Annotated in this window: 20 protein-coding genes; 9 read left to right on the forward strand and 11 right to left on the reverse strand. The window is 71.7% G+C overall.

The window, feature by feature from the left end:
- Window positions 1-220: 220 nt before the first annotated feature.
- Both ileS and ACFCZ1_RS23075 read right to left on the reverse strand, forming a co-directional pair.
- Window positions 221-3367: an isoleucine--tRNA ligase gene (ileS, locus tag ACFCZ1_RS23070; RefSeq protein WP_376680157.1), complete on the reverse strand. Its 3147-nt coding sequence runs from the start codon at window positions 3365-3367 to the stop codon at window positions 221-223.
- A 467-nt stretch (window positions 3368-3834) separates the two neighbouring features.
- A complete protein-coding gene (locus ACFCZ1_RS23075) occupies window positions 3835-4518 on the reverse strand; it encodes a hypothetical protein (protein WP_376680158.1) in 684 nt (227 codons plus the stop codon).
- On the opposite strand from ACFCZ1_RS23075, the gene ACFCZ1_RS23080 reads away from it, so the two are divergent.
- From ACFCZ1_RS23080 to ACFCZ1_RS23100, 5 genes are all read left to right on the forward strand, one after another.
- A complete protein-coding gene (locus tag ACFCZ1_RS23080; RefSeq protein ID WP_376680159.1) occupies window positions 4508-4999 on the forward strand; it encodes a TraR/DksA family transcriptional regulator in 492 nt (163 codons plus the stop codon). The genes ACFCZ1_RS23075 and ACFCZ1_RS23080 overlap by 11 nt on opposite strands.
- A 110-nt stretch (window positions 5000-5109) precedes the next feature.
- The gene (gene lspA, locus ACFCZ1_RS23085) at window positions 5110-5670 is read left to right on the forward strand and encodes a signal peptidase II (RefSeq protein ID WP_376680160.1); all 561 of its coding nucleotides are present in this window, start codon (window positions 5110-5112) and stop codon (window positions 5668-5670) included.
- A 41-nt stretch (window positions 5671-5711) separates the two neighbouring features.
- Window positions 5712-6653: an RluA family pseudouridine synthase gene (locus tag ACFCZ1_RS23090; RefSeq protein ID WP_376680161.1), complete on the forward strand. Its 942-nt coding sequence runs from the start codon at window positions 5712-5714 to the stop codon at window positions 6651-6653.
- Between the two features lie 41 nt (window positions 6654-6694).
- A complete protein-coding gene (locus ACFCZ1_RS23095) occupies window positions 6695-7117 on the forward strand; it encodes a GNAT family N-acetyltransferase (RefSeq protein WP_376680247.1) in 423 nt (140 codons plus the stop codon).
- A gap of 419 nt (window positions 7118-7536) precedes the next feature.
- On the forward strand, window positions 7537-9129 hold the full coding sequence (locus ACFCZ1_RS23100) for a Na+/H+ antiporter (RefSeq protein WP_376680162.1): 1593 nt from the start codon (window positions 7537-7539) through the stop codon (window positions 9127-9129).
- Between the two features lie 195 nt (window positions 9130-9324).
- Here ACFCZ1_RS23100 and ACFCZ1_RS23105 read toward each other — a convergent pair whose 3' ends face one another.
- Together ACFCZ1_RS23105 and ACFCZ1_RS23110 are read right to left on the reverse strand one after the other, a co-directional pair.
- Window positions 9325-9837: an SRPBCC family protein gene (locus ACFCZ1_RS23105; protein ID WP_376680163.1), complete on the reverse strand. Its 513-nt coding sequence runs from the start codon at window positions 9835-9837 to the stop codon at window positions 9325-9327.
- Between the two features lie 116 nt (window positions 9838-9953).
- Window positions 9954-10997: a mechanosensitive ion channel family protein gene (locus ACFCZ1_RS23110; RefSeq protein WP_376680248.1), complete on the reverse strand. Its 1044-nt coding sequence runs from the start codon at window positions 10995-10997 to the stop codon at window positions 9954-9956.
- 57 nt (window positions 10998-11054) lie between these two features.
- On the opposite strand from ACFCZ1_RS23110, the gene ACFCZ1_RS23115 reads away from it, so the two are divergent.
- Window positions 11055-11624, forward strand: coding sequence for a dienelactone hydrolase family protein (locus ACFCZ1_RS23115; protein WP_376680164.1), 570 nt, complete (start codon window positions 11055-11057; stop codon window positions 11622-11624).
- Window positions 11625-11636: 12 nt separating this feature from the next.
- Here ACFCZ1_RS23115 and ACFCZ1_RS23120 read toward each other — a convergent pair whose 3' ends face one another.
- The 6 genes from ACFCZ1_RS23120 to ACFCZ1_RS23145 form a co-directional block, all read right to left on the reverse strand.
- On the reverse strand, window positions 11637-12632 hold the full coding sequence (locus tag ACFCZ1_RS23120) for a serine/threonine-protein kinase (RefSeq protein WP_376680165.1): 996 nt from the start codon (window positions 12630-12632) through the stop codon (window positions 11637-11639).
- Window positions 12633-12668: 36 nt separating this feature from the next.
- Window positions 12669-13622, reverse strand: a complete 954-nt coding sequence (locus ACFCZ1_RS23125) for a zinc metalloprotease (RefSeq protein ID WP_376680249.1) — start codon at window positions 13620-13622, stop codon at window positions 12669-12671.
- A gap of 223 nt (window positions 13623-13845) precedes the next feature.
- Window positions 13846-15507 carry an alkaline phosphatase D family protein gene (locus tag ACFCZ1_RS23130; RefSeq protein ID WP_376680166.1) on the reverse strand — a complete coding sequence of 554 codons (1662 nt, stop codon included), beginning with the start codon at window positions 15505-15507 and terminating at the stop codon, window positions 13846-13848.
- Between the two features lie 130 nt (window positions 15508-15637).
- Complete coding sequence (locus tag ACFCZ1_RS23135; protein WP_376680167.1) at window positions 15638-16432, reverse strand: DsbA family protein; 795 nt, start codon at window positions 16430-16432, stop codon at window positions 15638-15640.
- Window positions 16433-16477: 45 nt separating this feature from the next.
- Window positions 16478-17167, reverse strand: a complete 690-nt coding sequence (locus tag ACFCZ1_RS23140) for a hypothetical protein (protein WP_376680168.1) — start codon at window positions 17165-17167, stop codon at window positions 16478-16480.
- A gap of 73 nt (window positions 17168-17240) precedes the next feature.
- Window positions 17241-18575 (reverse strand): DUF2252 domain-containing protein, encoded by a 1335-nt coding sequence (locus ACFCZ1_RS23145; protein ID WP_376680169.1) that lies wholly within the window; start codon window positions 18573-18575, stop codon window positions 17241-17243.
- Between the two features lie 159 nt (window positions 18576-18734).
- Here ACFCZ1_RS23145 and dnaE point away from each other — a divergent pair, with 159 nt between their 5' ends.
- A complete protein-coding gene (gene dnaE / locus ACFCZ1_RS23150) occupies window positions 18735-22277 on the forward strand; it encodes a DNA polymerase III subunit alpha (protein ID WP_376680170.1) in 3543 nt (1180 codons plus the stop codon).
- An 86-nt stretch (window positions 22278-22363) separates the two neighbouring features.
- Here dnaE and ACFCZ1_RS23155 read toward each other — a convergent pair whose 3' ends face one another.
- Entirely contained in the window at window positions 22364-22528 is a 165-nt protein-coding gene (locus ACFCZ1_RS23155; protein WP_376680171.1) for a hypothetical protein, read from the reverse strand.
- A gap of 213 nt (window positions 22529-22741) precedes the next feature.
- On the opposite strand from ACFCZ1_RS23155, the gene ACFCZ1_RS23160 reads away from it, so the two are divergent.
- Complete coding sequence (locus ACFCZ1_RS23160; protein ID WP_376680172.1) at window positions 22742-24046, forward strand: NYN domain-containing protein; 1305 nt, start codon at window positions 22742-22744, stop codon at window positions 24044-24046.
- A gap of 106 nt (window positions 24047-24152) precedes the next feature.
- Entirely contained in the window at window positions 24153-25124 is a 972-nt protein-coding gene (locus ACFCZ1_RS23165) for an ABC transporter ATP-binding protein (protein WP_376680250.1), read from the forward strand.
- Window positions 25125-25134: the final 10 nt, after the last annotated feature.

Raw genomic sequence — 25134 nt, forward strand, 5'->3', positions numbered from 1 at the left:
GGCCCCCCCCGGGCTCCGCCCCAGACTCCGTCCGGGGCCTCGCGCCTCGGACGCCGGCGGGCTGGACCGGGCGCGGCGCGCGGTGTCGGCCGCGCCGGGGTTCGAGGCGGGGGCGCGGGGCGTCGCGGGGTGGGGTCCGGCGGCGAGCGCGGCGGAGGGCGGGCGGGGGACAGCCGAGAGGCCCGCACCCCGTGGGGGGTGCGGGCCTCTTCGGTCCGGGTTACGCCTTGCGGAGGCGGAACGTCAGGGACAGGGACTCGTCCGTGAAGGGGTCGCCGTACGCGCCGTCGGCCGGGCCCTGCGCGTAGTCCGTGGACAGGACCTCGTCCGCGATGAGGGCCGCGTGGTCCGTCAGGGCCGTCACGACCTCCGGGGACTCGGAGGTCCAGCGCAGCGCGATGCGGTCGGCCACATCGAGGCCGGAGTTCTTCCGGGCCTCCTGGATCAGGCGGATCGCGTCACGGGCCAGGCCCGCCAGCCGCAGCTCCGGGGTGATCTCCAGGTCCAGGGCCACCGTCGCGCCCGAGTCGGACGCCACCGACCAGCCCTCGCGCGGGGTCTCCGTGATGATGACCTCCTCCGGGGTGAGGGTGACCTGCTCGCCGTTCACCTCCACCGAGCCCTCGCCCGAGCGCAGCGCCAGCGACAGGGCCGCCGCGTCGGCCGCGGCCACCGCCTTGGCCACGTCCTGCACGCCCTTGCCGAAGCGCTTGCCCAGCACCCGGAAGTTGGCCTTCGCCGTGGTGTCCACCAGCGACCCGCCGACCTCGGAGAGCGAGGCCAGGGACGAGACGTTCAGCTCCTCGGTGATCTGCGCCTGCAGCTCCGGCGAGAGGGCGGAGAAGCCGCTCGCGGCCACCAGCGCACGCGACAGCGGCTGGCGGGTCTTCACGCCCGACTCGGCCCGCGTCGCCCGGCCCAGCTCGACCAGGCGGCGGACCAGCAGCATCTGCTGGGACAGGGTCCGGTCGACCTGGGACGCGTCCGCCTCCGGCCACGACGTCAGGTGCACCGACTCCGGGGCCTCCGGGGTGACCGGGACGACCATGTCCTGCCAGACCCGCTCCGTGATGAAGGGCGTCAGCGGCGCCATCAGGCGGGTGACGGTCTCGACCACGTCGTGCAGCGTGCGCAGCGCGGCCGCATCGCCCTGCCAGAAGCGGCGGCGCGAGCGGCGGACGTACCAGTTCGACAGGTCGTCCACGAAGGAGGAGAGCAGCTTGCCGGCGCGCTGGGTGTCGTACGACTCCATCGCGTCCGTGACCTCGGTGACGAGGGTGTGGAGCTCGGAGAGCAGCCAGCGGTCGAGGACCGTGCGGTCCGCCGGGGCCGGGTCGGCCGCGGAGGGGGCCCAGCTCGACGTACGGGCGTACAGGGCCTGGAAGGCGACCGTGTTCCAGTACGTGAGGAGGGTCTTGCGGACGACTTCCTGGATCGTGCCGTGGCCCACGCGGCGGGCCGCCCACGGGGAGCCGCCGGCCGCCATGAACCAGCGCACCGCGTCCGCGCCGTGCTGGTCCATGAGCGGGATCGGCTGCAGGATGTTGCCCAGGTGCTTGGACATCTTGCGGCCGTCCTCGGCGAGGATGTGGCCCAGGCAGACCACGTTCTCGTAGGAGGACTTGTCGAAGACGAGGGTGCCGACCGCCATCAGCGTGTAGAACCAGCCGCGCGTCTGGTCGATGGCCTCCGAGATGAACTGCGCCGGGTAGCGCTTCTCGAAGATCTCCTTGTTCTTGTACGGGTAGCCCCACTGCGCGAACGGCATCGAGCCCGAGTCGTACCAGGCGTCGATGACCTCGGGCACGCGGACCGCGGTCAGGGAGCAGCCCTCGGCGGTGCAGGTGAAGGTGACGTCGTCGATGTACGGGCGGTGCGGGTCGAGGGCGGACTGGTCCTGCCCGGACAGTTCGCTCAGCTCCGCGCGCGAGCCGACGCAGGTGAGGTGGTTCTCCTCGCAGCGCCAGATCGGCAGCGGGGTGCCCCAGTAGCGGTTGCGCGACAGCGCCCAGTCGATGTTGTTGTTCAGCCAGTCGCCGAAGCGGCCCTGCTTGACGGAGTCCGGGAACCAGTTGGTCTTCTCGTTCTCCCGCAGCATCGCGTCCTTGACGGCGGTGGTGCGGATGTACCAGGACGGCTGCGCGTAGTAGAGCAGGGCCGTGTGGCAGCGCCAGCAGTGCGGGTAGCTGTGTTCGTAGGCGATGTGCTTGAAGAGCAGGCCGCGGGCGTCCAGGTCGGCGGTCAGCTTCTCGTCGGCCTTCTTGAAGAAGACGCCGCCGACCAGCGGGACCTCCTCCTCGAAGGTGCCGTCGGGGCGGACCGGGTTCACGACCGGCAGGCCGTAGGCGCGGCAGACCGCGAGGTCGTCGGCGCCGAAGGCGGGGGACTGGTGGACCAGACCCGTACCGTCCTCGGTCGTGACGTACTCGGCGTTCACGACGTAGTGGGCCGGGGCCGGGAATTCGACCAGGCCGAAGGGGCGCTCGTACGTCCAGCGCTCCATCTCCTTGCCCGTGAAGGACTCTCCGGTGGCCTCCCAGCCCTCGCCGAGGGCCTTCTCCAGCAGCGGCTGGGCGACGACCAGCTTCTCCTCGCCGTTGGTCGCGACGACGTACGTGACGTCGGGGTGCGCGGCGACGGCGGTGTTCGAGACCAGGGTCCACGGGGTCGTCGTCCAGACCAGCAGCGCGGCCTGGCCGGACAGCGGGCCGGAGGTCAGCGGGAAGCGGACGAAGACCGAGGGGTCGACGACCGTCTCGTAGCCCTGGGCCAGCTCGTGGTCGGAGAGGCCGGTGCCGCAGCGGGGGCACCAGGGGGCCACGCGGTGGTCCTGGGTGAGCAGGCCCTTGTTGAAGATCTCCTTCAGCGACCACCACACGGACTCGACGTACTCGGGGTCCATGGTCCGGTAGGCGTCGTCCAGGTCGACCCAGTAGCCCATGCGGGTCGTGAGCTCGGTGAACGCGTCGGTGTGCCGGGTCACGGACTCGCGGCACTTGGCGTTGAACTCGGCGATGCCGTAGGCCTCGATGTCCTGCTTGCCGTTGAAGCCGAGCTCCTTCTCGACGGCGAGCTCGACGGGCAGGCCGTGGCAGTCCCAGCCGGCCTTGCGGGCCACGTGGTAGCCGCGCATGGTGCGGAACCGGGGGAAGACGTCCTTGAAGACGCGGGCCTCGATGTGGTGCGCGCCGGGCATGCCGTTCGCGGTCGGCGGGCCCTCGTAGAAGACCCACTCGGGGCGGCCTTCGGACTGCTCCAGGGTCTTGGCGAAGGTCTTGCTCTCGCGCCAGAAGTCGAGGACGGCGTGCTCGAGGGCAGGCAGGTCGACCTGGGCGGGGACCGGGCGGTACTGCGGCGGTGTGGTCATGAGGCTGAACTCTTCCTCCGGCGGGGTGTCACTTCCGTCCGGAGGGACGAGAGGCTGCCCCCGGCTTCAGGGACGTGCTGCTCCCGCGGTACCACCCTCCTTGGCCTCCGGACGGGTCCGGCGGCCCCCTCATTGGGGTGCGAAGCCGGTTCTACTCGCCGTACGGAACCCCTGGGGGCGTCCGTGCGCGCTTTCTTCCGGCGGCTCCGGGGTGATCCTTCACATCGCGCTCGCCCCCGGGCTCTCACCGTCCCCGGGTCGCTCCTGGCTGCGTCCGACGCTACTCGTCCCCATCCATGCCTCTCGCTGGGCCCAGTGTACGGGCCCAGCGGGCGCTCGGCAGACCGGTTTACGGGGGCCCGCGCGGGGCCCGGCGCCGCGGCGTGGCGGGGGCGCGGCGGGGCCGCCCGCGTGACCCGAATGGGCCGACGCGCCGGTACGGACTCCCGTGGGGCGGGTGGGGCGGGTTACGGGGCTTCCTGATGGGCACAACGGATGCAGGTTGGCCTCGCCGGATGCGTGCCCCGTTGCTGCGGGGCCGGTGCCGATTTATCGTTCCGGCACGATTCGCGAGCAAAGATCACAGTATGTGAAGGGGCCGCGGCCATGGTGGCGAAGAAGACCGCCGGTACTGCCGGCAAAGCGCCGGCCGAGGCACCGGCGAAGAGGGCCCCGGCCGGGAGAGCGGCCGCCGTCAAGGCGACCGCGGTCGACGGGGCACCGGCCGAGAGGGCGACTGCCGTCAAGGCGACCGCGGTCGACGGGGCACCGGCCGAGAGGGCGACTGCCGGGAAGGTGACCACGAAGAAGGCGGCCACGACGAAAGCGGCCACGACGAAAGCGAGCGCGACGAAGGCGGCCACGAAGAAGGCGGCGGCGAAGAAGGCGACCACGAAGAAGGCGACCACCACGAAAGCGACCACGACGAAGACGGCCACGGCCACGGCGAAGGCGACCGCCAGGAACGCGGCCGCAAAGGAAACGGCGGCCGCCGTCGGGGCGACCGCGAAGAAGGCGACGGCCGCCGTCGGGGCGACCGCCGTGAAGAAGACGACTGCCGTCGCGAAGCGGCAGGCCACGGCCAAGCCGGCCGGGGCCGAGGGGGCGGCGCAGGCCGCGAAGAAGACGGGAGTCCGGAAAGTGGTTGCCAAGAAGAGCACCGGTACGGCGAGGAAGACGGCCGCGGCCGCGACCAGCGGGCTGCCCAAGGTGAGGGTCACGGCGGTCACCGCGCCGGGCGACCTCGCCGTACGGCCCGGGGAGGACCCATGGACGCCCGTGGAGGTCGAGGAGGCCCGCAGCGAGCTCGTGAGCGAGGTGCTGAGGCTGCGCGCGGAACTCGATGCCTCGGAGGTGGCCATCTCCGGCCTCATGCGGGACTCGGGCGACGGCGCGGGCGACGACCAGGCCGACACGGGCACCAAGAACATCACCCGGGAGTCCGAGCTGGCCCTCGCGGCGAACGCCACCTCGATGCTGGAGCAGACCGAGCGGGCCCTGGAGCGGCTGGAGGCGGGCACCTACGGCCTCTGCGAGAACTGTGGGAAGCCCATCGGCAAGGCCAGGATGCAGGCCTTCCCGCGGGCCACCCTGTGCGTGGACTGCAAGCAGAAGCAGGAGCGGCGGCACTAGCCCGTGTCCGGGGCCCGGGCGGCTTCCGGTGGGCCTCGGACGGGCGGTCGGCGGGTGCCCTGTCGTACCCTCGTGTCTCAACCTGGTTCGAGCTAGTTCGAGGGACTCACGTGGCAGAGGCGGAGCGCATCATCGGTACGCCGGAGGTCGGGGACGACGCCGAGCCTGAGTCCGCCGAGCCCAGGGGGCATCGGCGGATCGTGGCACTGCTCGTCGTGGCGGTGCTCGCGTACCTGCTGGACCTCGGCAGCAAGATGCTGGTCGTGGCCAAGCTGGAGCACCAGCCGCCGATCGAGCTCATCGGCGACCTGCTGAGGTTCGAGGCGATCCGCAACCCGGGCGCCGCCTTCGGCTTCGGCGAGGCCTTCACGATCATCTTCACCTGCATCGCGGCCACCGTGATCGTGGTGATCGTGCGGCTGGCCCGCAAGCTCTACAGCCTGCCGTGGGCGATCGCGCTGGGCCTGCTGCTGGGCGGCGCGCTGGGCAACCTCACCGACCGGATCTTCCGTTCGCCGGGCGTGTTCCAGGGTGCGGTCGTCGACTTCATCGCCCCGGCCCACTTCGCCGTCTTCAACCTCGCCGACTCGGCGATCGTGTGCGGAGGCATCCTGATCGTCCTGCTGTCGTTCAAGGGTCTGGACCCGGACGGGACCGTCCACAAGGACTGATCGCGGGAATGCTCTTCGGCCGAGTCCTGCATACTCGACGGGTGAGTACGATTCCCGAGATCCGCACCCTGCCCGTTCCCGATGGCCTCGAGGGCGAGCGCGTCGACGCCGCCATCGCCCGTATGTTCGGATTTTCCCGGACGAAGGCGGCCGAACTCGCGGCCGCGGGGAAGGTGGCGGTCGACGGCAGCGTCGTCGGGAAGTCCGAGCGCGTGCACGGTGGCGCCTGGCTCGAAGTCGAGATGCCGGCACCGCCGCGGCCGGTCGAGGTCGTCGCCGAGCCCGTCCCGGGCATGGAGATCGTCCATGATGACGACGACATCGTCGTCATCATGAAGCCGGTGGGCGTCGCCGCCCACCCGAGCCCCGGCTGGACCGGTACCACCGTCATCGGCGGCCTCGCCGCCGCCGGCTACCGGATCTCCACCTCCGGCGCGGCGGAGCGCCAGGGCATCGTGCACCGCCTCGACGTCGGCACGTCCGGCCTGATGGCCGTCGCGAAGTCGGAGCGCGCCTACACCTCGCTGAAGAACCAGTTCCGCGAGCGGATCGTCGACAAGCGCTACCACGCGCTGGTCCAGGGGCACCCCGACCCGATGAGCGGCACGATCGACGCGCCGATCGGCCGGCACCCGAGCGCGGACTACAAGTGGGCCGTGACCCAGGAGGGCAAGGCCTCCGTCACGCACTACGACCTGATCGAGGCCTTCCGCGCCGCCTCGCTGCTGGACATCAAGCTGGAGACCGGCCGTACGCACCAGATCCGCGTGCACATGTCCGCGCACCGGCACCCCTGCGTCGGCGACCTGACGTACGGCGCCGACCCGACCGTCGCCAAGCGGCTGGGGCTGGCCCGGCAGTGGCTGCACGCGGTGCGGCTCGGTTTCGAGCACCCGTCGGACGGCCGGTGGGTCGAGTTCGAGAGCAACTACCCGGCCGACCTCCAGCACGCGCTGGACGTGATCCGGGCGGAGAGCGAGTGACCGCGCCCGTCGAGGTCCGGGTCGCCGTCGGCGAGGCCGACATGGCGGCCTGCTTCGAGGTCCGGACCGAGGTGTTCGTGGTCGAGCAGTCCGTCCCGGAGTCGATCGAGTACGACGCGTACGACGCGGACGCGGTGCACGTGCTGGCCGTGCGGCCGGACGGGGTGCCGCTGGGCACCGGGCGGCTGCTGCACGGGGCCGGCGCGCTGGGCAAGACGGGCGACCTGACGGTCGGCTCGCTGGGCCGGCTGGCCGTGCGGAAGTCCGCGCGCGGGCTGGGCGTGGGTGTCGCCCTCGTGCGCGCGATCGAGGCGGAGGCGGGGCGGCTGGGCCTCGTGGCCGTGGACCTGGGCGCACAGACGCAGGCCCTCGGCTTCTACGAGCGGCTCGGATACGTGGCCTACGGCCCGGAGTTCCAGGACGCGGGCATCGCGCACCGCTCGATGCGGCGCCCCCTGTCGTAGCCCTGACGGGGCCGCCGGTGCGCGGCGCCGCCCCCGGAGCCCAGCCCAGGGGCCCCGCTCCCGCCCCGATCCCGCGCTTCAATCGCCGGCGGGGCTGGAGGTGGCTGGGGGCGGTGTGCCCGTCGAGGCTCAAGATCGGGGCTCCGCCCCGGACCCCGCGCCTCAATCGCCGGCGGGGCTCAATTTCCTGGCTGGGGTTGGATTGCCCGTAGGGCGATTCCAGCCCCGCCGGCGTTTGAGGCGCGGGCGCGGAGCGCCGTAGGGGGTGCGGGGCGGAGCCCCGGTACGGCGCCGCAGGGTGTGGGCAGCCGAACCCGCCCGGGCACCGGAGCGTCGTTGGGGGCGCGGCGGGGTCCCGACACGCGGGAGGGATCCTTCACCGCGCACAGCCGGGCGCAGCGGACTGGCAGGGTGGGGGAGTGGATCAGCTGGCTCTGCTGTTCGTGCTGCTGCTCGGGGCCGTGGTGACCGTGCCGCTCGGGGACCGGCTCGGGCTGCCCGCGCCCGTACTCATGACCATCGGCGGGGTGGTCCTCGCGCTGGTGCCGGTCGTGCCCAACGTCGACGTCCCGCCCGAGTACATCCTGCCGCTGGTGCTGCCGCCGCTGTTGTACGCCTCCGTGCAGCGCACGTCCTGGCGGCAGTTCGCCGCCAACGTCCGGCCGATCCTGCTGCTCGCCGTGGCCCTGGTGTTCGTCACGACCGCCGCCGTCGCCGCCGTCGCGCACGCCCTGGTGCCGGGGCTGCCGATCGCCGCCGCCGTCGCGCTCGGCGCGCTCGTCGCCCCGCCCGACCCGGTGGCCGGCACCGCCGTCGCGGGCTCCCTCGGCCTGCCCCGCCGGATGGTGTCGATCCTGGAGGGCGAGGGCCTCTTCAACGACGTCACCGCCATCGTGCTCTACCACGTGGCCGTCGCCGCGGCCGTCAGCGGCAGCTTCTCCTGGCCCGACGCGCTGGGCGAGTTCGTCCTGTCCGCCGTCGTCGCCGTGGCGGTCGGACTCGCCCTCGGCTGGGCCGCCAACCGGCTCATGGGGCTGCTCGGCGACGCCACGCTCCGGATCGGGCTGACGCTGCTGGTGCCGTTCGTGTCGTACGTGGTGGCGGAGGAACTCCAGGGATCGGGGGTGCTGGCCGTCCTGACGACGGCCCTGTTCCTCGCCGAGTACGCGAACGACGCGGACGACGTGCTGGGCCGGCTCGCCGGGCACACGTTCTGGGAAGTCGTCGACATGCTGGTCACGGGGGTGGCCTTCGGGCTGATCGGGCTGGAGCTGCACAACGTGTTCGGCACGGCGGGCGGCCACGAGGCGGAGACGGCCGGGTGGGCGGCGGCCGTGATCGCCGTGGTCGTCGGGGTGCGGCTCGTGTGGCTGCTGCCGGCGGGCTGGCTCGCGCAGAAGCTGCACAAGCGGCGCGACTACGACGAGGAGATCCCGCTGAGCTGGCGGGAGAGCGTGGTCATGTGGTGGGCCGGGATGCGGGGTGTCGCCTCGGTGGCGCTGGCCCTGGCCATCCCCTTCAGGACGGAGGCGGGTGAGCCCTTCCCCGCGCGGGACCAGATCATCTTCATCGCCTTCGCCGTGATCATCGCCACGCTGGTCCTGCAGGGGCTGACCCTGCCGTGGCTGGTGCGGCGGCTGGGGGTCGAATCCGACACGGACGCGGAGCGGGAGATCGAGCGGCAGCTGGCGGTCCGCGCCGCGAAGGCCGCGAAGCGGCGGCTGAAGGAGATCGAGGAGGCGGAGGAACTGCCGGAGGACCTGGTGGAGACGCTCTACCGGCGCGCGTACGACGTGGGCGCCCGCATCAGCCCCGACATGGTCGACGAGGAACGGCGCGAGGCGTACGCGCAGCGGGTGGAGCGGATCCGGGACGTCCAGCGGATCCAGCGCGAGATGATGTCGGCCGCCCGCCACGAGGTGCTGGCCGCCCGCAGCGAACCCGGCTCCGATCCGGAGATCGTGGACCGGGTGCTGCGGCACCTGGACGTGCGCAGCCTGCGCAGTCCCTGACGTCCCTCCCGTGCTCCCCGGCGGGTCGGCCGCACGGCGTCGGATGCGGTGCATCGCGAGGCGGAGCGGCGCACGGGTACCGGGCGTGTCACGGGTACCGGGCGTGTTCGGACACCGGGCGTGCTCGGGCCCTGCGGCAGCGCGGCGAGCCGCCGCGGCCGGTGTCGTGCGCCCGCCGGGATCGCCGGACGGCCCTCAGCGGGCGCCCAGCCGGCCGGTCCGGGCCCGCGCCGGTGCGCGCAGGAAGCGGACGTACGGGGTCCAGCGGTGGCGGCGGGCCAGGGTGCCGGTGCAGGCGAGCTGTCCGCGGTCCAGGCCGTCCTCCACCAGGGCGTCGTGCGTCCAGCGGTAGGCCAGGGGCCAGGTCAGCCGGGCCGGGCCGGTGGTGCGCATGGCGAGGGTGTGGCGCAGGACGGTGCGGTCGTCGCCGGCCGGCAGTACGGCGAACTCGTGGAAGCCGTGGAAGCCGCGCGGCCCGGTGAAGGTGAAGCGGACCCACGTGCCGGGCACGTACGCGGCGACCGTGTAGCGGACCGGGCCGTGACCGCCGGCCGAGCCCACCGCCAGCCCGCGGTCGAGCGTCACCGCGGGCCAGGCCCCGCCCGGCCAGAGCCGGTCCGCCCCTCCGGTGGAGATCGTGTCGATGAGCGCGCCCACCTCGCTCCCCTTCGCCGCCAGCAGGCGTTCGTGCACGTGGTGGACGCCCATGCGTCCTCCCCTCACGGACCTCGCCGCGGAGTGCGCCGACGCACTGCTGGCCGACGCACTGCTGGCCGGTGACCGGCCCGTCGGCACCTGACCTCCGCCGGGTGCCGCAGCGGGCCTCAGCTCCCCGGGCGGGGGGCGGCCTCGGAGGCCGCGATGCGGGGCAGGGCGTACGGGTGGTGGGTCACCAGCCAGGCGATCAGACGCTCACGGACCGCGCAGCGGACCGTCCACAGGTCGTCCGCGTCCTTCGCCGTCACCACCGCGCGGACCTGGACCGTGTGCGGTGTGGTGTCCGTCACCGCCAGGCCGGAGCCCCGGCCGTCCCACTCCGGGATGTCCTGGAGGATGTCCTGGAGCCGCTCGCGCATCAGGTCGACCGGGGCGCTGTGGTCCAGGTGCCAGAAGACCGTGCCGGTCATCTGCGCGCCGCCGCGCGACCAGTTCTCGTACGGCTTGCTCGTGAAATACGACACAGGCATCGTGATGCGCCGCTCGTCCCAGGTGCGGACGGTCAGGAAGGTCAGCGTGATCTCCTCGACCTTGCCCCACTCCCGGTCGACCACCACCGTGTCGCCGATGCGGACGGTGTCGCCGAAGGCGATCTGGAGGCCGGCGAAGAGGTTGCCCAGCGAGGACTGGGCGGCGATGCCCGCGACGATGCCGAGCACGCCCGCGGAAGCCAGCATCGAGGCGCCGAACGTGCGCATCGGCGGGAAGGTCAGGAGCATGGCCGCCGCCGCGACCACGACGACGACCGCGGTGACCACCCGCTGGATCAGCGTCACCTGGGTGCGCACCCGCCGGACCCGGGCGTCGTCCTGGGTCACCGCGGCGTAGCGCGCGTACGTGGAATCGACGGCGGCGGTCGCGATGCGCACCGCCAGCCAGGCCACGGAGGCGATCAGCACCAGGGTGAGGGTCCGGCCGACGGCGAAGGCGTGGTCGGGCAGTACCCCGGCGGTGCGGTAGGCCCCCCTGAGCAACGAGGTGCAGAGCACGACCTGGAACGGCAGTCGGCAGCGGCGCAGCAGACCCCACAGGGGGGTTTCGGGGTGCCGGGCGTCGGCCCGGCGCAGCAGCAGGTCCAGCAGCCACCCGGCGATCAGGGTGACGACCAGGGCGCCGCCGACGACGGTGACGGGGCGCAGGACGCTCTCCAGTTCCATGGCTATGAACGTAACCGAGAGCGGTCCGCACAAACTGGCACGATGGAGGGCATGAACATCATGCTCTTCCATTCGACGTACGGGCTGCGGCCCGCGGTGCACGCGGCGGCCGACCGGCTGCGCGCGGCCGGGCACCAGGTCCAGGTACCGGATCTCTTCGAGGGGCGCACCTTCGAGACCGTCGAGGAGGGCATGGCCCACCGTGACGGGATCGGCCGTGACGAACTGCTGAGGCGTGCGGTGCTGGCCTCCGCCCCCCATTCCGACCAGGGCCTGGTCTATGCGGGCTTCTCCTTCGGCGGCTCCGTCGCGCAGCACCTGGCGCTGGCCGACGGCAAGGCGCGCGGGCTGCTGCTCCTGCACGGCACGGCCGACGTCGCGGACGACGCCTCGGTGGACGAACTTCCCGTGCAGTTGCACATCGCGGACCCGGACCCCTTCGAGCCGCACGACTGGCTGACGGCCTGGTACCTGCGGATGCAGCGGGCCGGAGCCGATGTGGAGGTCCACAGCTACCCGGGCGCCGGGCACCTGTTCACCGACCCGGGGCTGGAGGACTACGACGCCGAGGCCGCCGAGCAGGCCTGGAAGGTCGCGATCGGTTTCCTCGACACCCTGTAGGACCGCACCCGTTCAGCCGCGGGGTGCCGGCCTCGGGGGCAGCGCCGGCGGCGGGCCGAAGCGGCCGCCGCGGGCCGGGCCCCGCGGCGGGGCGAGCCGGTCGTGCGGCGCGGGTGCCGGGGCCGGAGGGGCGGACGCGGAAGGGCCGGAAGCGCCGGAAGGGCCGGCAGGGGCCGTGGCGGTGGGGGCCGTGGCGCCGCGCGCGACGGCCGCGAGCCGCGCGTCCAGTTCCCCGGGATCGGGCCGGGCGGCCGGATCGCGGACCAGCAGGTCCGCCAGTACGGGGCCCAGGGCGCCGGCCCGGCGCGGCGGCGGGACGGGATCGTCGAGGACGGCGGCCAGCGTGGCCAGGCCGGTGGCGCGGCGCATCGGGCTGACGCCCTCCACGCACACGTACAGGGTCACGCCGAGCGACCACAGGTCGCAGGCGGGCAGATCGGCTCCGCGGATGCGCTCGGGGGCCAGGTATTCGGGGGTCCCGAGGACCTCTCCGGCCGGTGTCAGCGAGGGCGCGTCCTGGATCGCGGCGATGCCGAAGTCGGTCAGGACCGCAGAACCGTCCGCCCGTAGGAGGACGTTGGCGGGTTTCACGTCGCGGTGGCGGATCCCGGCGGCGTGGACCGCGCGGAGTCCGGCGAGGATCTCGCGGCCGATGCGGGCGGTCTCCGCCGGTTCCAGCGGACCCCGGTCCAGCCGGTGCTGGAGGGAGTGGCCGGGCAGCAGCTCCATCACCAGCCACGGGTGCGGGTCCTCGTCCACGATGTGGTGGATGGTGACCACGTTGGGGTGGCTGATCCGGGCCTGGGCGCGGGCCTCGCGCAGTACGCGTGCGCGCAGCAGCCGCGCGGCCCCGCCCTCTTCGCGGCCGACGGGCGGCCGGACCTCCTTGACGGCCACATCACGGTGAAGGGCACGGTCCAGCGCTCGCCAGACCGTGCCCATGCCTCCGCTGCCGAGCTTCTCAACCAGCTCGAACCGTCCGTCGACCACGTCCCCCGGCGCGCTCATGGCGCCAGGGTAGGGCAGTCAGGACCTGAGTGGAGGTCAGCCCGCCCGGTAGGCGGTCCAGCTGCTCGACATGCGGGCGACCTGGCCGGCCGTGAACTGGTACATGCAGGAGTCGTACGTGTAGTCCATGAAGTTGTGGATCGGGTCCACGCCGGTCTTGCTGGCGCAGGAGTCGCGGCCGGTCGGGCACTCGTACGCCGCGCTCTTCTCGGCCGGGGTGTCCGAGACGTAGTCGCCGTTGCCGTTGCAGCCGCCCTGGAAGGTGTGGTACAGACCCATCCAGTGGCCGACCTCGTGGGTCGCGGTGTCACCCTCGTTGTAGTTGGCCGCGGAGCCGCCCGGCAGCGAGGTGTCGAGCACGACCACGCCGTCCATCTTGGGGCTGGAGGCGTACGAGGTCGGGAAGGTCGCCCAGCCGAGCAGGCCGCCGCCGAGGTTGGCGGTGTAGAAGTTGAGGGCGCCGGGGCCGCCCTTGCGCAGGGTGTTCTTCATGTCCTTCTCGGCCTGGGAGCCGGAAGACAGGTTGTACCAGGTGGCGTTGTCCGTGTAGTCGGTCGCGGCGAGGGTGAACTGGTAGTTCGTGTTCACGTTGCCGGTGCCCTGGCCGCCGTAGGCCGCGTTGAGGACCGCCAGCTGGCTGTTGATCTGGGTGGACGTCAGCTTGCCGGTGGTGCCGGAGTGCACGACGTGGAAGTACACGGGGATCGTCGTGACGGCCTCGGCGGCGCTCAGGCTGCGCTGCGGCTGGTTCTTGAGGGCCTTGTCCAGCTTCGCCTTGAGGTCGGCGTCCATGGCCTTCGCCTGGGTCTCGGTGACCTCGTTGGGCTCGGCCGCGTGCTGGTCGGCGGGGCGCGCGACACGGGCGTTGGCGGCGGCTCCGGTCGAGCCCGACTCGGCGCACACCTCGGCGGGGGTCTTGGCGGCGGCGATCGTCGTGGGGGCGGCGAGCGGGGTGAACGCCAGGGTTCCGGCCAGGACCGCCGTACCCATCAGGCGTCGGCGGAGAAGGGGGGATATGCGGGCAACAGCGCGCACGAGTGCTCCTCGCGGTGGGGGGGTTTCAGGCCGAGGGATCTCCTCGGATGGCGCGAAGCTTATGTGTTCATGTCATTATCCGGTCAAGAGCTTTAAGTAAAAGATTTGTTGCTTCTGATGCACAAGGGGCCCCTGGTCTGCACCAGGGGCCCCTCGAAACAGCAGATTTGACGGTATGTCAGCGAACCGGTCGGTCGGCCCGCTCCACCTTCTGGGTGCCGTTCAGCGTGCGGTACGAGCGGGCCCACGCGGAGGTGGCGTCCTGCCGGCGCTTGTCGGAGACCACGTAGTAGTCCATCTGCGAGTGCTCGGCCGTCACGTCCAGCACGCCGTAGCCGTGGGAGTCCATGTCCAGCCACTTCACGTGCCAGTTCGCGGCCTTGATGGCGGACTCGGCGACCAGCGAGGCTGTGTCCGCCGGCACGTGCAGGATGTCGTCGATGTTGTCGGAGGTCACCGAGGTGACGACGAACTCCGTCGCCGCGGTCCCCGAGCCCGGGTAGGTGGCCATGTTCACCGGGACCTCGTTCGCCCACGCCATGTGGATGTCGCCGGTCAGGAACACGGTGTTCTTGATGTTCCGGTCCTTGAGGTGGCCCAGCAGCTCCTTGCGGTCGTCCGTGTACCCGTCCCACTGGTCCACGTTGACCGCTATGCCGCCTTCGGGCAGGCCGAGCAGCTTGGCGAGCGGCCCCATCAGGTGCGCGGGGAGCGAGCCGAAGGCCACCGGCGAGATCATCACCGAGGTGCCGACCAGCTTCCAGGTCGCGTTCGAGCCCGCCAGGCCCGACTTGAGCCAGTCCAGCTGCGCGCGCCCGGTCAGGGTGCGCTCCGGGTCGTCCACCGATCCGCTGCCGACCTTGACCTGCTGCGAGCGGAAGGAGCGCAGGTCGAGGAGGTGCAGGTCGGCGAGGGTGCCGAAGCGCAGCCGCCGGTAGACGGTGCCCGCGATGGAGGTGCGTACGGGCATCCACTCGAAGTACGCCTGCTTGGCGGCGGCCGCACGGGCCGCCCACTCGCCCTCGGCCCCCGGTGTGTGGTTCTCGGCGCCGCCCGCCCAGGCGTCGTTGGCGAACTCGTGGTCGTCCCAGATGGCGACGACCGGGTGCGCGTGGTGCAGCGCCTGGAGGTCGGTGTCCGTCTTGTACTTGCCGTGCCGGATCCGGTAGTCGGCGAGCGAGACGATCTCGTGCTGCGGCTCGTGCTGGCGCACGACGTACTTCGCATCCGGGTAACCCCCGCTCTGGTACTCGTAGACGTAGTCGCCGAGGTGCAGGATCGCGTCGAGGTCGGTGCGGGCGGCCAGGTGCCGGTAGGCGGAGAAGTAGCCCGCCTCCCAGTTCGCGCAGGAGACCACGCCGAAGCGGACCCCGGCGGTGGTCACGTCGTGGCCCGCGGTGGTCAGGGTGCGCCCGACGGGGGAGACGCCGCCGCCGGCGGTGAACCGGTACCAGTACGGGGTCTGCGGCTGCAGCCCGCGCACGTCCACCTTGACCGTGTGGTCGGTGGCGGCGCTCGCGGTGGTGGTGCCGCTCGCGACGACCCGGGAGAACGCCTTGTCCGAGGCCACCTCCCAGCGCAGCTGGACGGCCGGGCCGAGGCCGGAGCCGGGCACGGCCTCGGCGGTGGGGGTCACCCGGGTCCACAGCAGGATCCCGTCGGGCAGCGGGTCACCCGAGGCGACGCCGTGCAGGAAGGCCGGCGCACCGCCGGCGGCGTGGGCGGCCGAGGCGCCCACCGAGGTGAGGGGGGCCAGCGCGGCCGTGGCCGCGGCGGCGAGGACGACCGTACGGCGGCGAGGAGTTGCCGCGGTGGCGGAGGGAGAGAGATGACTGGTCACGGATGATCATATTACTGGCGGGTATGGGCGTGGGAACAGGCTCGGGAACGCAACGGGCGGGCGAACTCTGGGAGTCCGCCCGCCCGTTGGCGTGGCCTGTCCGGAAATGGGCCTCCGGAGCGGCCGGGGCTCAGCCCTGCAGGGCCTTGTCGATCGCAGCCGTGAACGCCTCCGCCGTCTGCGGAGTGTCGATCTTCTTGCCGTCCATCTTCAGGGTGGGCGTGCCCTTGACGTCGGAGTTGTTGAAGGCCTTGGACATCTCCAGCGCCCACCGGTCGTAGGTGCCGTCCTCGACGGCCTTCTTGAACTCGGCGTTGCCCTTGAGCGCCGGGACGGTGTCCGCGACCTTCAGCAGGTAGTCGTCCTTGGCGAAGCTGTCGACGGTCTCCTCGGGGTGCAGGTCCTTGGAGTAGAGCGCGCCCTTGTAGTCGAGGAAGGCCTGCGGGCTGACGTTCAGCGCCGCGCCGAGCGCGCTCAGCGCGTTCTTCGACCCCTCGCCCTTGGCCATGTTGTCGATGAAGGTGGCGCCGACGTACCGGAGCTTGTACTTGCCCGCGTCGACGTCCTTCTTGACCTGCTCGCCCGCCGCCTGCTCGAACTGGGCGCAGGCCGGGCAGCGGGAGTCCTCGTAGAGCTCCAGGGTCTTCTTCGCCTCGGCCTTGCCGATGACGACCGTGGTGCCGTCCTCGCCCTCGGTGTTCTTGGGCTTGACCAGCTCGGCCTTGGCGGCCTTCTCCCAGTAGCCGGGCTGGTTGGCCTGCACGACCGCGTATCCGACGCCGCCGGCCAGCGCGAGCACGGCCAGGACCGCGCCCGCCACGACCACCTGGCGGCGCACCTTGTCCTTCTTCGCCTGCGCCTCGCGCTCGGCGCGCAGCCGCTCGCGGGCCGCCGCCTTGTTGGCCTGGCTGTTGCGTGAACTCATCGTGATCTCCGTGGGGTGTGACGTGTCAGGGGTGCCGTACGCGTGTCAGGCGCTTGCGAGCGCGCCGGACACGGGAGGCCCCCGCCGCCCCACGGAGTGGGCGGGGAAGCGCGTACGGGTCACCGCGCCCGGCCGGACCGGCCGGGGCGACCGCCGCGCGGGACCGGCGGCGACCGGGACCCCGGCCCCCGTCAGCAGCAGCGGCCGGAACGCGGAGGCGGCCACCGCGCGCAGCAGCCGGGCCAGCGCCCGTTCGCCGTGGCGCAGCCAGCCGGCGGCGAGCAGCCCGACCGAGACGTGGGCGGCGAGCAGCAGCCAGGGCGCCCACGGCCCGTGCGCGGACAGCAGCGCGGCCGGATCGGCCGCGGGCCCTCCCACCTCGGCCAGCGGCCCGCCCACCGGCGTCCCGCCGCACAGCTCGTCCAGGCCCAGGGCGTGCAGCGGGCCCGAGACCGGGCCGCCCGCGGGGCCGTAACAGACGCGCTGCCCGGCGGTGAAGACGGTGTCGGCGGCCAGCTCCAGCGGGACGAGGAGGGCCGCTATCGGGCCGAAGCCCCGCTCGCGGCCCGCCAGCGCGTAGGAGAGGGCGAACACGGCGGCGAAGGACCCGACCACGAGTGCGGGCGGCAGCGGCACCCGGGACATCAGGACGTGCGAGCCCGCCGAGAGCACCACGACGAGCGCGCTGAACAGCGCGGCCCGCAGCCCTCGAAGCCTCACCCCTGATATGCCCATCGTCGCGAGTCTGCCACGCGTCCCTGTGAAAGCGGCCCGCAGGTCCCGTTCCCGGCCGGTTCGCCCTCCCCGATTACGGCGTGAGCCGGCCGTTGCGGAAGAGGTCCACGAAGATCTGGTGGTCGGCGCGCGCCCGGGCTCCGTACGCGTGGGCGAAGTCCACGAGCAGGCGGGCGAAGCCCTCCTCGTCGGCCGCGATGGCCGCGTCGATGGCCCGCTCGGTGGAGAAGGGGACCAGCGAGTGGCCGCTCTCCGCCTCGTCCGCCGCCGAGTGCATGGTCGCCGTGGCCCGCCCGAGGTCCGCGACGACGGCGGCGATCTCCTCCGGGTCGTCCAGGTCCGACCAGTCCAGGTCCACCGCGTACGGCGAGACCTCCGCCACCAGCTGCCCCGACCCGTCCAGCTCGGCCCAGCCCAGCCACGGGTCCGCGTGCGCCTGGAGCGCCCGCTGGGAGATCACCGTGCGGTGCCCCTCGTGGTGGAAGTACTCGCGCACCGCGCGGTCGGTGATGTGCCGGGAGACCGCCGGGGTCTGCGCCTGCTTGAGGTAGATCACGACGTCGTTCTCCAGCGCGTCGCTGTGCCCCTCCAGCAGGATGTTGTACGAGGGCAGGCCGGCCGAGCCGATGCCGACGCCGCGGCGGCCCACCACGTCCTTGACCCGGTAGGAGTCGGGCCGCACGAGGGATTCGTCGGGCAGGGTCTCCAGGTAGCCGTCGAAGGCGGCGAGCACCTTGTAGCGGGTCGCCGCGTCCAGTTCGATGGTGCCCGGGCCCGGGGCGAAGCGGCGCTCGAAGTCGCGGATCTCCGTCATCGAGTCCAGGAGCGAGAAGCGGGTGCGGGCGCGGGCCGAGCGCAGCGCGTCCAGCAGCGGGCCCTCGGCGGTGTCCAGGGTGAAGGAGGTCAGGTCCGACACGTCGTGGATCCGGGCGCCGGCGGCCAGGCGGTGGATCCGCTCCCGGTAGGCGTTGGCGTAGACCCGGACGAGTTCGCTGATCTGGTCGTCGCTGAGCGCCTTGGTGTAGCCGATCAGGGCGACGGAGGCGGCGAACCGCTTGAGGTCCCAGGTGAAGGGGCCGACGTAGGCCTCGTCGAAGTCGTTGACGTTGAAGATCAGCCGGCCGTTCGAGTCCATGTAGGTGCCGAAGTTCTCCGCGTGGAGATCGCCGTGGATCCACACCCGGCCGGTCCGCTCGTCCAGGTACGGGCCGCCGTGGCGGTCGCGCTCCAGGTCCGCGTAGAAGAGGCAGGCCGTGCCCCGGTAGAAGGCGAATGCGGAGGCCGCCATCTTGCGGAATTTGACCTGGAAGGCAGCGGGGTCGGCGGCGAGGAGCTCACCGAACGCGGTGTCGAAGACGTCGAGTATCTGCTCGGCGCGCTGCTCGTCGGTCGTCTCGGTAACCGCCATGGCGGATGCCTCCTGGTGGCGCTTGGGTGGATCTGTTTCCGGACAGTCGTCCTTGGCTCTGCAACGGATGACCGTACCCGTCGGTGCCCGTGATCTGTCACCCGGCCGACGTAGGATTCAGAGCTGCCGCCCCTCTCTCCCCGCCGGAGGACTCCCACCGTGACCAAGCCGCCGTTCACGCACCTGCACGTCCACACCCAGTACTCGCTGCTGGACGGTGCCGCGCGGCTGAAGGACATGTTCAACGCGTGCAACGAGATGGGGATGACGCACATCGCCATGTCCGACCACGGCAACCTGCACGGGGCGTACGACTTCTTCCACACCGCGCAGAAGGCCGGGATCACGCCGATCATCGGCATCGAGGCGTACGTCGCCCCCGAGTCCCGGCGCAACAAGCGCCGCATCCAGTGGGGCCAGCCCCACCAGAAGCGCGACGACGTCTCCGGTTCCGGCGGTTACACGCACAAGACGATCTGGGCGGCGAACGCCACCGGCCTGCACAACCTCTTCCGGCTGTCCTCCGACGCGTACGCCGAGGGCTGGCTCACGAAGTGGCCGCGCATGGACAAGGAGACCATCAGCAAGTGGTCCGAGGGGCTGATCGCCTCCACCGGCTGCCCCTCCGGCGAGCTCCAGACCCGACTGCGCCTCGGCCAGTTCGACGAGGCCCTCAAGGCCGCCTCCGAGTACCAGGACATCTTCGGCAAGGACCGCTACTTCCTGGAGCTGATGGACCACGGCATCGAGATCGAGCGCCGGGTCCGCGACGGGCTCCTGGAGATCGGCAAGAAGCTCGGCATCCCGCCGCTGGTGACGAACGACTCGCACTACACGTACGCGAGCGAGGCCGGCGCCCACGACGCCCTGCTGTGCATCCAGACCGGCAAGAACCTCTCGGACCCGGACCGCTTCCGCTTCGACGGCACCGGCTACTACCTGAAGTCCACGGACGAGATGTACGCCATCGACTCCTCGGACGCCTGGCAGGAGGGCTGCGCCAACACGCGGCTGGTCGCGGACCAGATCGACACCGAGGGCATGTTCACGTTCCGGAACCTGATGCCGAAGTTCGACATCCCGGACGGCTACACCGAGGTCACCTGGTTCCGCGAGGAGACCATGCGCGGCATGCACCGCCGCTACCCCGGAGGCATTCCGGACGACCGGATGAAGCAGGCCGAGTACGAGATGGACACGATCATCTCGATGGGCTTCCCCGGCTACTTCCTCGTGGTCGCCGACTTCATCATGTGGGCCAAGAACCAGGGCATCGCGGTCGGCCCCGGCCGAGGCTCCGCGGCCGGCTCGATCGTCGCGTACGCCATGGGCATCACCGACCTCGACCCGCTCACCCACGGCCTGATCTTCGAGCGCTTCCTGAACCCCGAGCGCGTCTCCATGCCCGATGTCGACATCGACTTCGACGAGCGCCGGCGCGTCGAGGTGATCCGGTACGTGACCGAGAAGTACGGCGCCGACAAGGTCGCCATGATCGGCACGTACGGCACGATCAAGGCCAAGAACGCGATCAAGGACTCGGCCCGTGTGCTGGGCTACCCGTACGCCATGGGCGACCGGCTCACCAAGGCCATGCCCGCCGACGTCCTCGGCAAGGGCATCCCGCTCTCCGGCATCCTCGACCCCGCGCACCCCCGCTACGGCGAGGCCGGCGAGATCCGCGGGATGTACGAGAACGAGCCCGACGTGAAGAAGGTCATCGACACCGCCCGCGGCGTGGAGGGCCTGGTCCGCCAGATGGGCGTGCACGCCGCCGGCGTGATCATGTCCAGCGAGACGATCACCGACCACGTGCCCGTCTGGGTGCGGCACACCGACGGCGTCACCATCACCCAGTGGGACTACCCGAGCTGCGAGTCGCTCGGCCTGCTGAAGATGGACTTCCTCGGCCTGCGCAACCTCACGATCATGGACGACGCCGTCAAGATGGTGAAGGCCAACAAGGGGATCGACATCGATCTCCTGGCCCTGCCGCTCGACGACCCCAAGACCTTCGAACTGCTCGGCCGCGGCGACACCCTCGGCGTCTTCCAGTTCGACGGCGGCCCCATGCGCTCGCTGCTGCGCCTGATGAAGCCCGACAACTTCGAGGACATCTCCGCCGTCTCGGCCCTCTACCGGCCGGGCCCGATGGGCATGAACTCGCACACGAACTACGCCCTGCGCAAGAACAAGCAGCAGGAGATCACCCCGATCCACCCGGAGCTGGAGGGGCCGCTCGAAGAGGTGCTCGCGGTCACCTACGGCCTGATCGTGTACCAGGAGCAGGTGCAGAAGGCCGCCCAGATCATCGCCGGGTACTCCCTCGGCGAGGCCGACATCCTGCGCCGCGTGATGGGCAAGAAGAAGCCCGAGGAGCTGGCGAAGAACTTCGTCATCTTCGAGGAGGGTGCCAAGAAGAAGGGCTTCAGCGACCAGGCGATCAAGGCCCTGTGGGACGTCCTGGTCCCCTTCGCCGGCTACGCCTTCAACAAGGCCCACTCGGCCGCGTACGGCCTGGTCTCCTACTGGACCGCCTACCTCAAGGCGAACTTCCCGGCCGAGTACATGGCCGGCCTGCTCACCTCGGTCAAGGACGACAAGGACAAGTCCGCGATCTACCTGAACGAGTGCCGGCGCATGGGCATCAAGGTCCTGCCGCCGAACGTGAACGAGTCGGAGCCGAACTTCGCCGCCCAGGGCGACGACGTGATCCTCTTCGGCCTCACCGCGGTGCGCAACGTGGGCAGCAACGTCGTCGAGTCGATCATCAAGACCAGGAAGGCCAAGGGGAAGTTCTCCTCCTTCCCCGACTTCCTGGACAAGGTCGAGGCCGTCGTCTGCAACAAGCGGACCGTCGAGTCGCTGATCAAGGCCGGGGCCTTCGACGAGATGGGCCACACCCGCAAGGGCCTGGTCGCCCACCACGAGTCGATGATCGACAACGTGGTCGCCGTGAAGCGCAAGGAGGCCGAGGGGCAGTTCGACCTCTTCGGCGGAATGGGTGACGAGGGCGCGAGCGACGAGCCGGGCTTCGGCCTCGACGTCGAGTTCTCCGACGTCGAGTGGGAGAAGTCCTACCTGCTCGCCCAGGAGCGCGAGATGCTCGGCCTCTACGTCTCCGACCACCCGCTCTTCGGCCTGGAGCACGTGCTGTCCGACAAGACGGACGCCGGGATCTCCCAGCTGACCGGCGGAGAGCACTCGGACGGCGCCGTCGTCACCATCGGCGGCATCATCTCGGGCCTCCAGCGCAAGATGACCAAGCAGGGCAACGCCTGGGCCATCGCCACCGTCGAGGACCTGGCCGGCTCCATCGAATGCATGTTCTTCCCCGCGACCTACCAGCTCGTCTCCACCCAGCTGGTCGAGGACACCGTCGTCTTCGTCAAGGGCCGCCTCGACAAGCGCGAGGACGTGCCCCGCCTGGTCGCCATGGAGATGATGGTTCCCGACCTCACCTCGGCCGGCACCAACGCCCCGGTGGTCCTCACCATCCCCACCGTCAAGGTCACGCCGCCGATGGTGACCCGGCTGGGGGAGATCCTGCGCCACCACAGGGGCAACACCGAGGTGCGGATCAAGCTCCAGGGGCCGCGGACCACCACCGTGCTGCGCCTCGACAAGCACCGGGTGCAGCCCGACCCCGCCCTCTTCGGCGACCTCAAGGTGCTGCTCGGCCCGTCCTGCCTGGCCGGATAAGGCCGGTCGGCGGGGCCGCCCCGCGTACGGAAGGGCCTGCCCGGCATCGCCGGGCAGGCCCTTTCCGGTCACGCAACGCGAAAGCGTCAGTTGTGGCCGAACTTCTTCGTCTTGCTCTTGTGGGCCATGTCCATCGGACTCGGCGCCTGAGAGGTCGACTCGTGCGAGGGTTCCGTGGAGCGCGACGGGGCCGATGCGGACGAACGGGCCTGCTGCTGCTTCGGCTGCTTCTGCTGCTTGTTCTTGGCCATGGTGGAGCCTCCGTGAGGGTCTAGGGGCCAGGACCGCCTTCACACTCACACAACGCCAGAAACCGCGCATTTTGGATCATTACCGCGCGTAGTCGGAGCCCCTCTCCTTCCCGCCCCGGAGATCCGCCACGCCGATGATCGAGTTCCGGCCGTCAACACCCTTGCGGTCGGGCAGACTCGGGGAAAACCTATCGAGGACCCCCAGGGAAGAGGGTGGTACGCGTGGACCGCTGCGTCGTCCTGGTGGACGCCGGCTATCTGCTGGGCGCCGCCGCGAGCCTTCTCGCAGGGGAGCCCTCCCGATCCCGCATCACCGTCGACCATGCCGCCCTCATCCAGGGCCTGCGTGAGCGCGCGGAAGCGGATACCGAGCAGCCCCTGCTGCGCATCTACTGGTTCGACGGCGCACCCGACCGGGTGCCCCAGCCCGAGCACCGGCGGCTGCGCGTCATGCCGCGCGTCACCGTCCGGCTCGGTGCCCTGACCCGCAGCGACGGCCGCTGGGCACAGAAGGGCGTCGACGCCGCCATGCACGCGGAACTCACCGAGCTGGCCCGCAACCGCGCCTGCTCCGACGTGGTCCTGGTGACCGGCGACGGAGACCTGCTGCCCGGCCTGATGTCCGCCAAGGAGCACGGGGTCGCCGTCCACCTGTGGGCCGTCCAGGCCGCCGACGGGGACTACAACCAGTCCGAGGACCTCGTCGCGGAAGCCGACGAACGCCGCGTCCTCGACCGGTCCTGGATCACCCGCGCCGTCCGGGCCAAGGACCTCACCGGGCTGTGCTCCCCGCCGCCCGCCCCCCGCCCCGACATCGCCGCCATCCTCTCCGCCCCGCTGCCCGAGGCCGCGCTCGCCGAAGCCGCCCGCAACGGCTCCGCCGACGCCCGGCAGGACGAGGCCGACGGAGCCCCCGTACCCGCGCCCGCCGCCCCCGGGGGCCGGGCCGTGCCCACCCCCAAGGACCTCGCCGGTTCGCTGCGCGCACCCGGACAGCAGGCCGCGCCCGCGTCCAACGGGAGCCAGCCCCCTGCCGGCAGCGCCCTGCGCTGGTCCTCCGACAAGGGCTGGATCGACCGCGCCGGACCGCTCGGCGAACCCGCGGAGACCGCCTCGCTGCCCACCCTCGCCCAGCTCACCAGCGCCGAACAGCGCTGGGCCGACCGGGAGGAGGACATCACCACCGTCGGCGGCGACCCGTTCGAGGTGGGACAGGTGTTCGCCCGGCGCTGGATGGAACGGCTCCCGGAGACCGTCCACCTGCAGAGGCTGGCCACGATGTACCCGCGCATCCCGCACCGGATCGACGGGGAGCTGCTGCGCTACGCCGCCCGGTTCGGGCTGCTCGCGCACAAGGACGACCAGATCGACGAGCACGACCGGTACGCCATCCGCGCCGGGTTCTGGCGGGAGATCGACGTCCGGGCGGCCGCCGAACACGTGGCCGCCGTACCGGCCGCGGCGCCGGGATCACCTCCCGGCGGCGCGGCCGCGCCGCCGACCCCGGCGGCCGAGTAGGGCCGGAAGCCGCGTAGGCTGCTCCCTCGTGAGTACGGGCACAGCACAGGCAGGACCCCGCGGGACGCCGGAGACGGCGGCAGCAGCGGCAGCGGCCTCCGACGTGATCTGCGCCGTGCGTGACCTGGTGAAGACGTATCCCGCCGTCCGGGGCCGGCGCGGGGCTCCCGCCCTGCCCGAGACCCGTGCCAACGACGGTGTGTCCCTGGACGTCCGGCGCGGCGAGGTCTTCGGCCTGCTCGGCCCCAACGGCGCCGGCAAGTCCACCCTGGTCCGCCAGCTCACCGGGCTGATGCGCCCCGACGCGGGCACCGTGACCCTCCTCGGCCACGACCTCGTACGCCACCCCGGGCGGGCGGCGCGACTGCTCGCCTACCTGGGGCAGGAGTCCACCGCGCTGGACGAGCTCACCGTGTCGCTGGCCGCCGAGACCACCGGCCGGCTGCGCGGGCTCGACGCACGGGCGGCGCGGGCCGCGCGCGACGCCGTACTGGAGGAGCTCGGGCTGACCGCGATCGCCGGGCGGCCCCTGAAGAAGCTCTCCGGCGGACAGCGGCGCCTGGCCTGCTTCGCCGCCGCGCTGGTGGGGGAGCGGCCGGTACTGGTCCTCGACGAACCGACCACCGGCATGGACCCGGTGGCCCGCCGCGCGGTGTGGTCCGCCGTGGACCGGCGGCGCGAGCGCAACGGCGCGACCGTCCTGCTCGTCACCCACAACGTCATCGAGGCCGAGACGGTCCTCGACCGCGTCGCCGTCATCGACCAGGGCAGGGTCATCGCCTGCGACACCCCGGCCGGGCTGAAGGCCAAGGTCTCGGGCGAGGTCCGGCTGGAGCTGGTGTGGCGGTCCGCCGCGCCGCTGGAGGTGCCGGAGGTGGCGGCGCTCGCACCGCTGGCCACCGAATCCGGGCGCCGCTGGGTACTGCGGCTGCCGCCCGACGAGGCGCGCGCCGCGGTGGCGGCCGTCACCGGGGGGCCGGCCTTCGCCGCCCTCGACGATTTCACGCTGGCGACGCCGAGCCTGGAGGACGTCTACCTGGCGCTGGGCGGGCGGATGAAGGGTCTGGTCAAGTCGTGACTACCTCTGC

Origin of the sequence: Streptomyces sp. NPDC056224, assembly GCF_042267665.1 — a bacterium.
Taxonomy (GTDB): domain Bacteria; phylum Actinomycetota; class Actinomycetes; order Streptomycetales; family Streptomycetaceae; genus Streptomyces.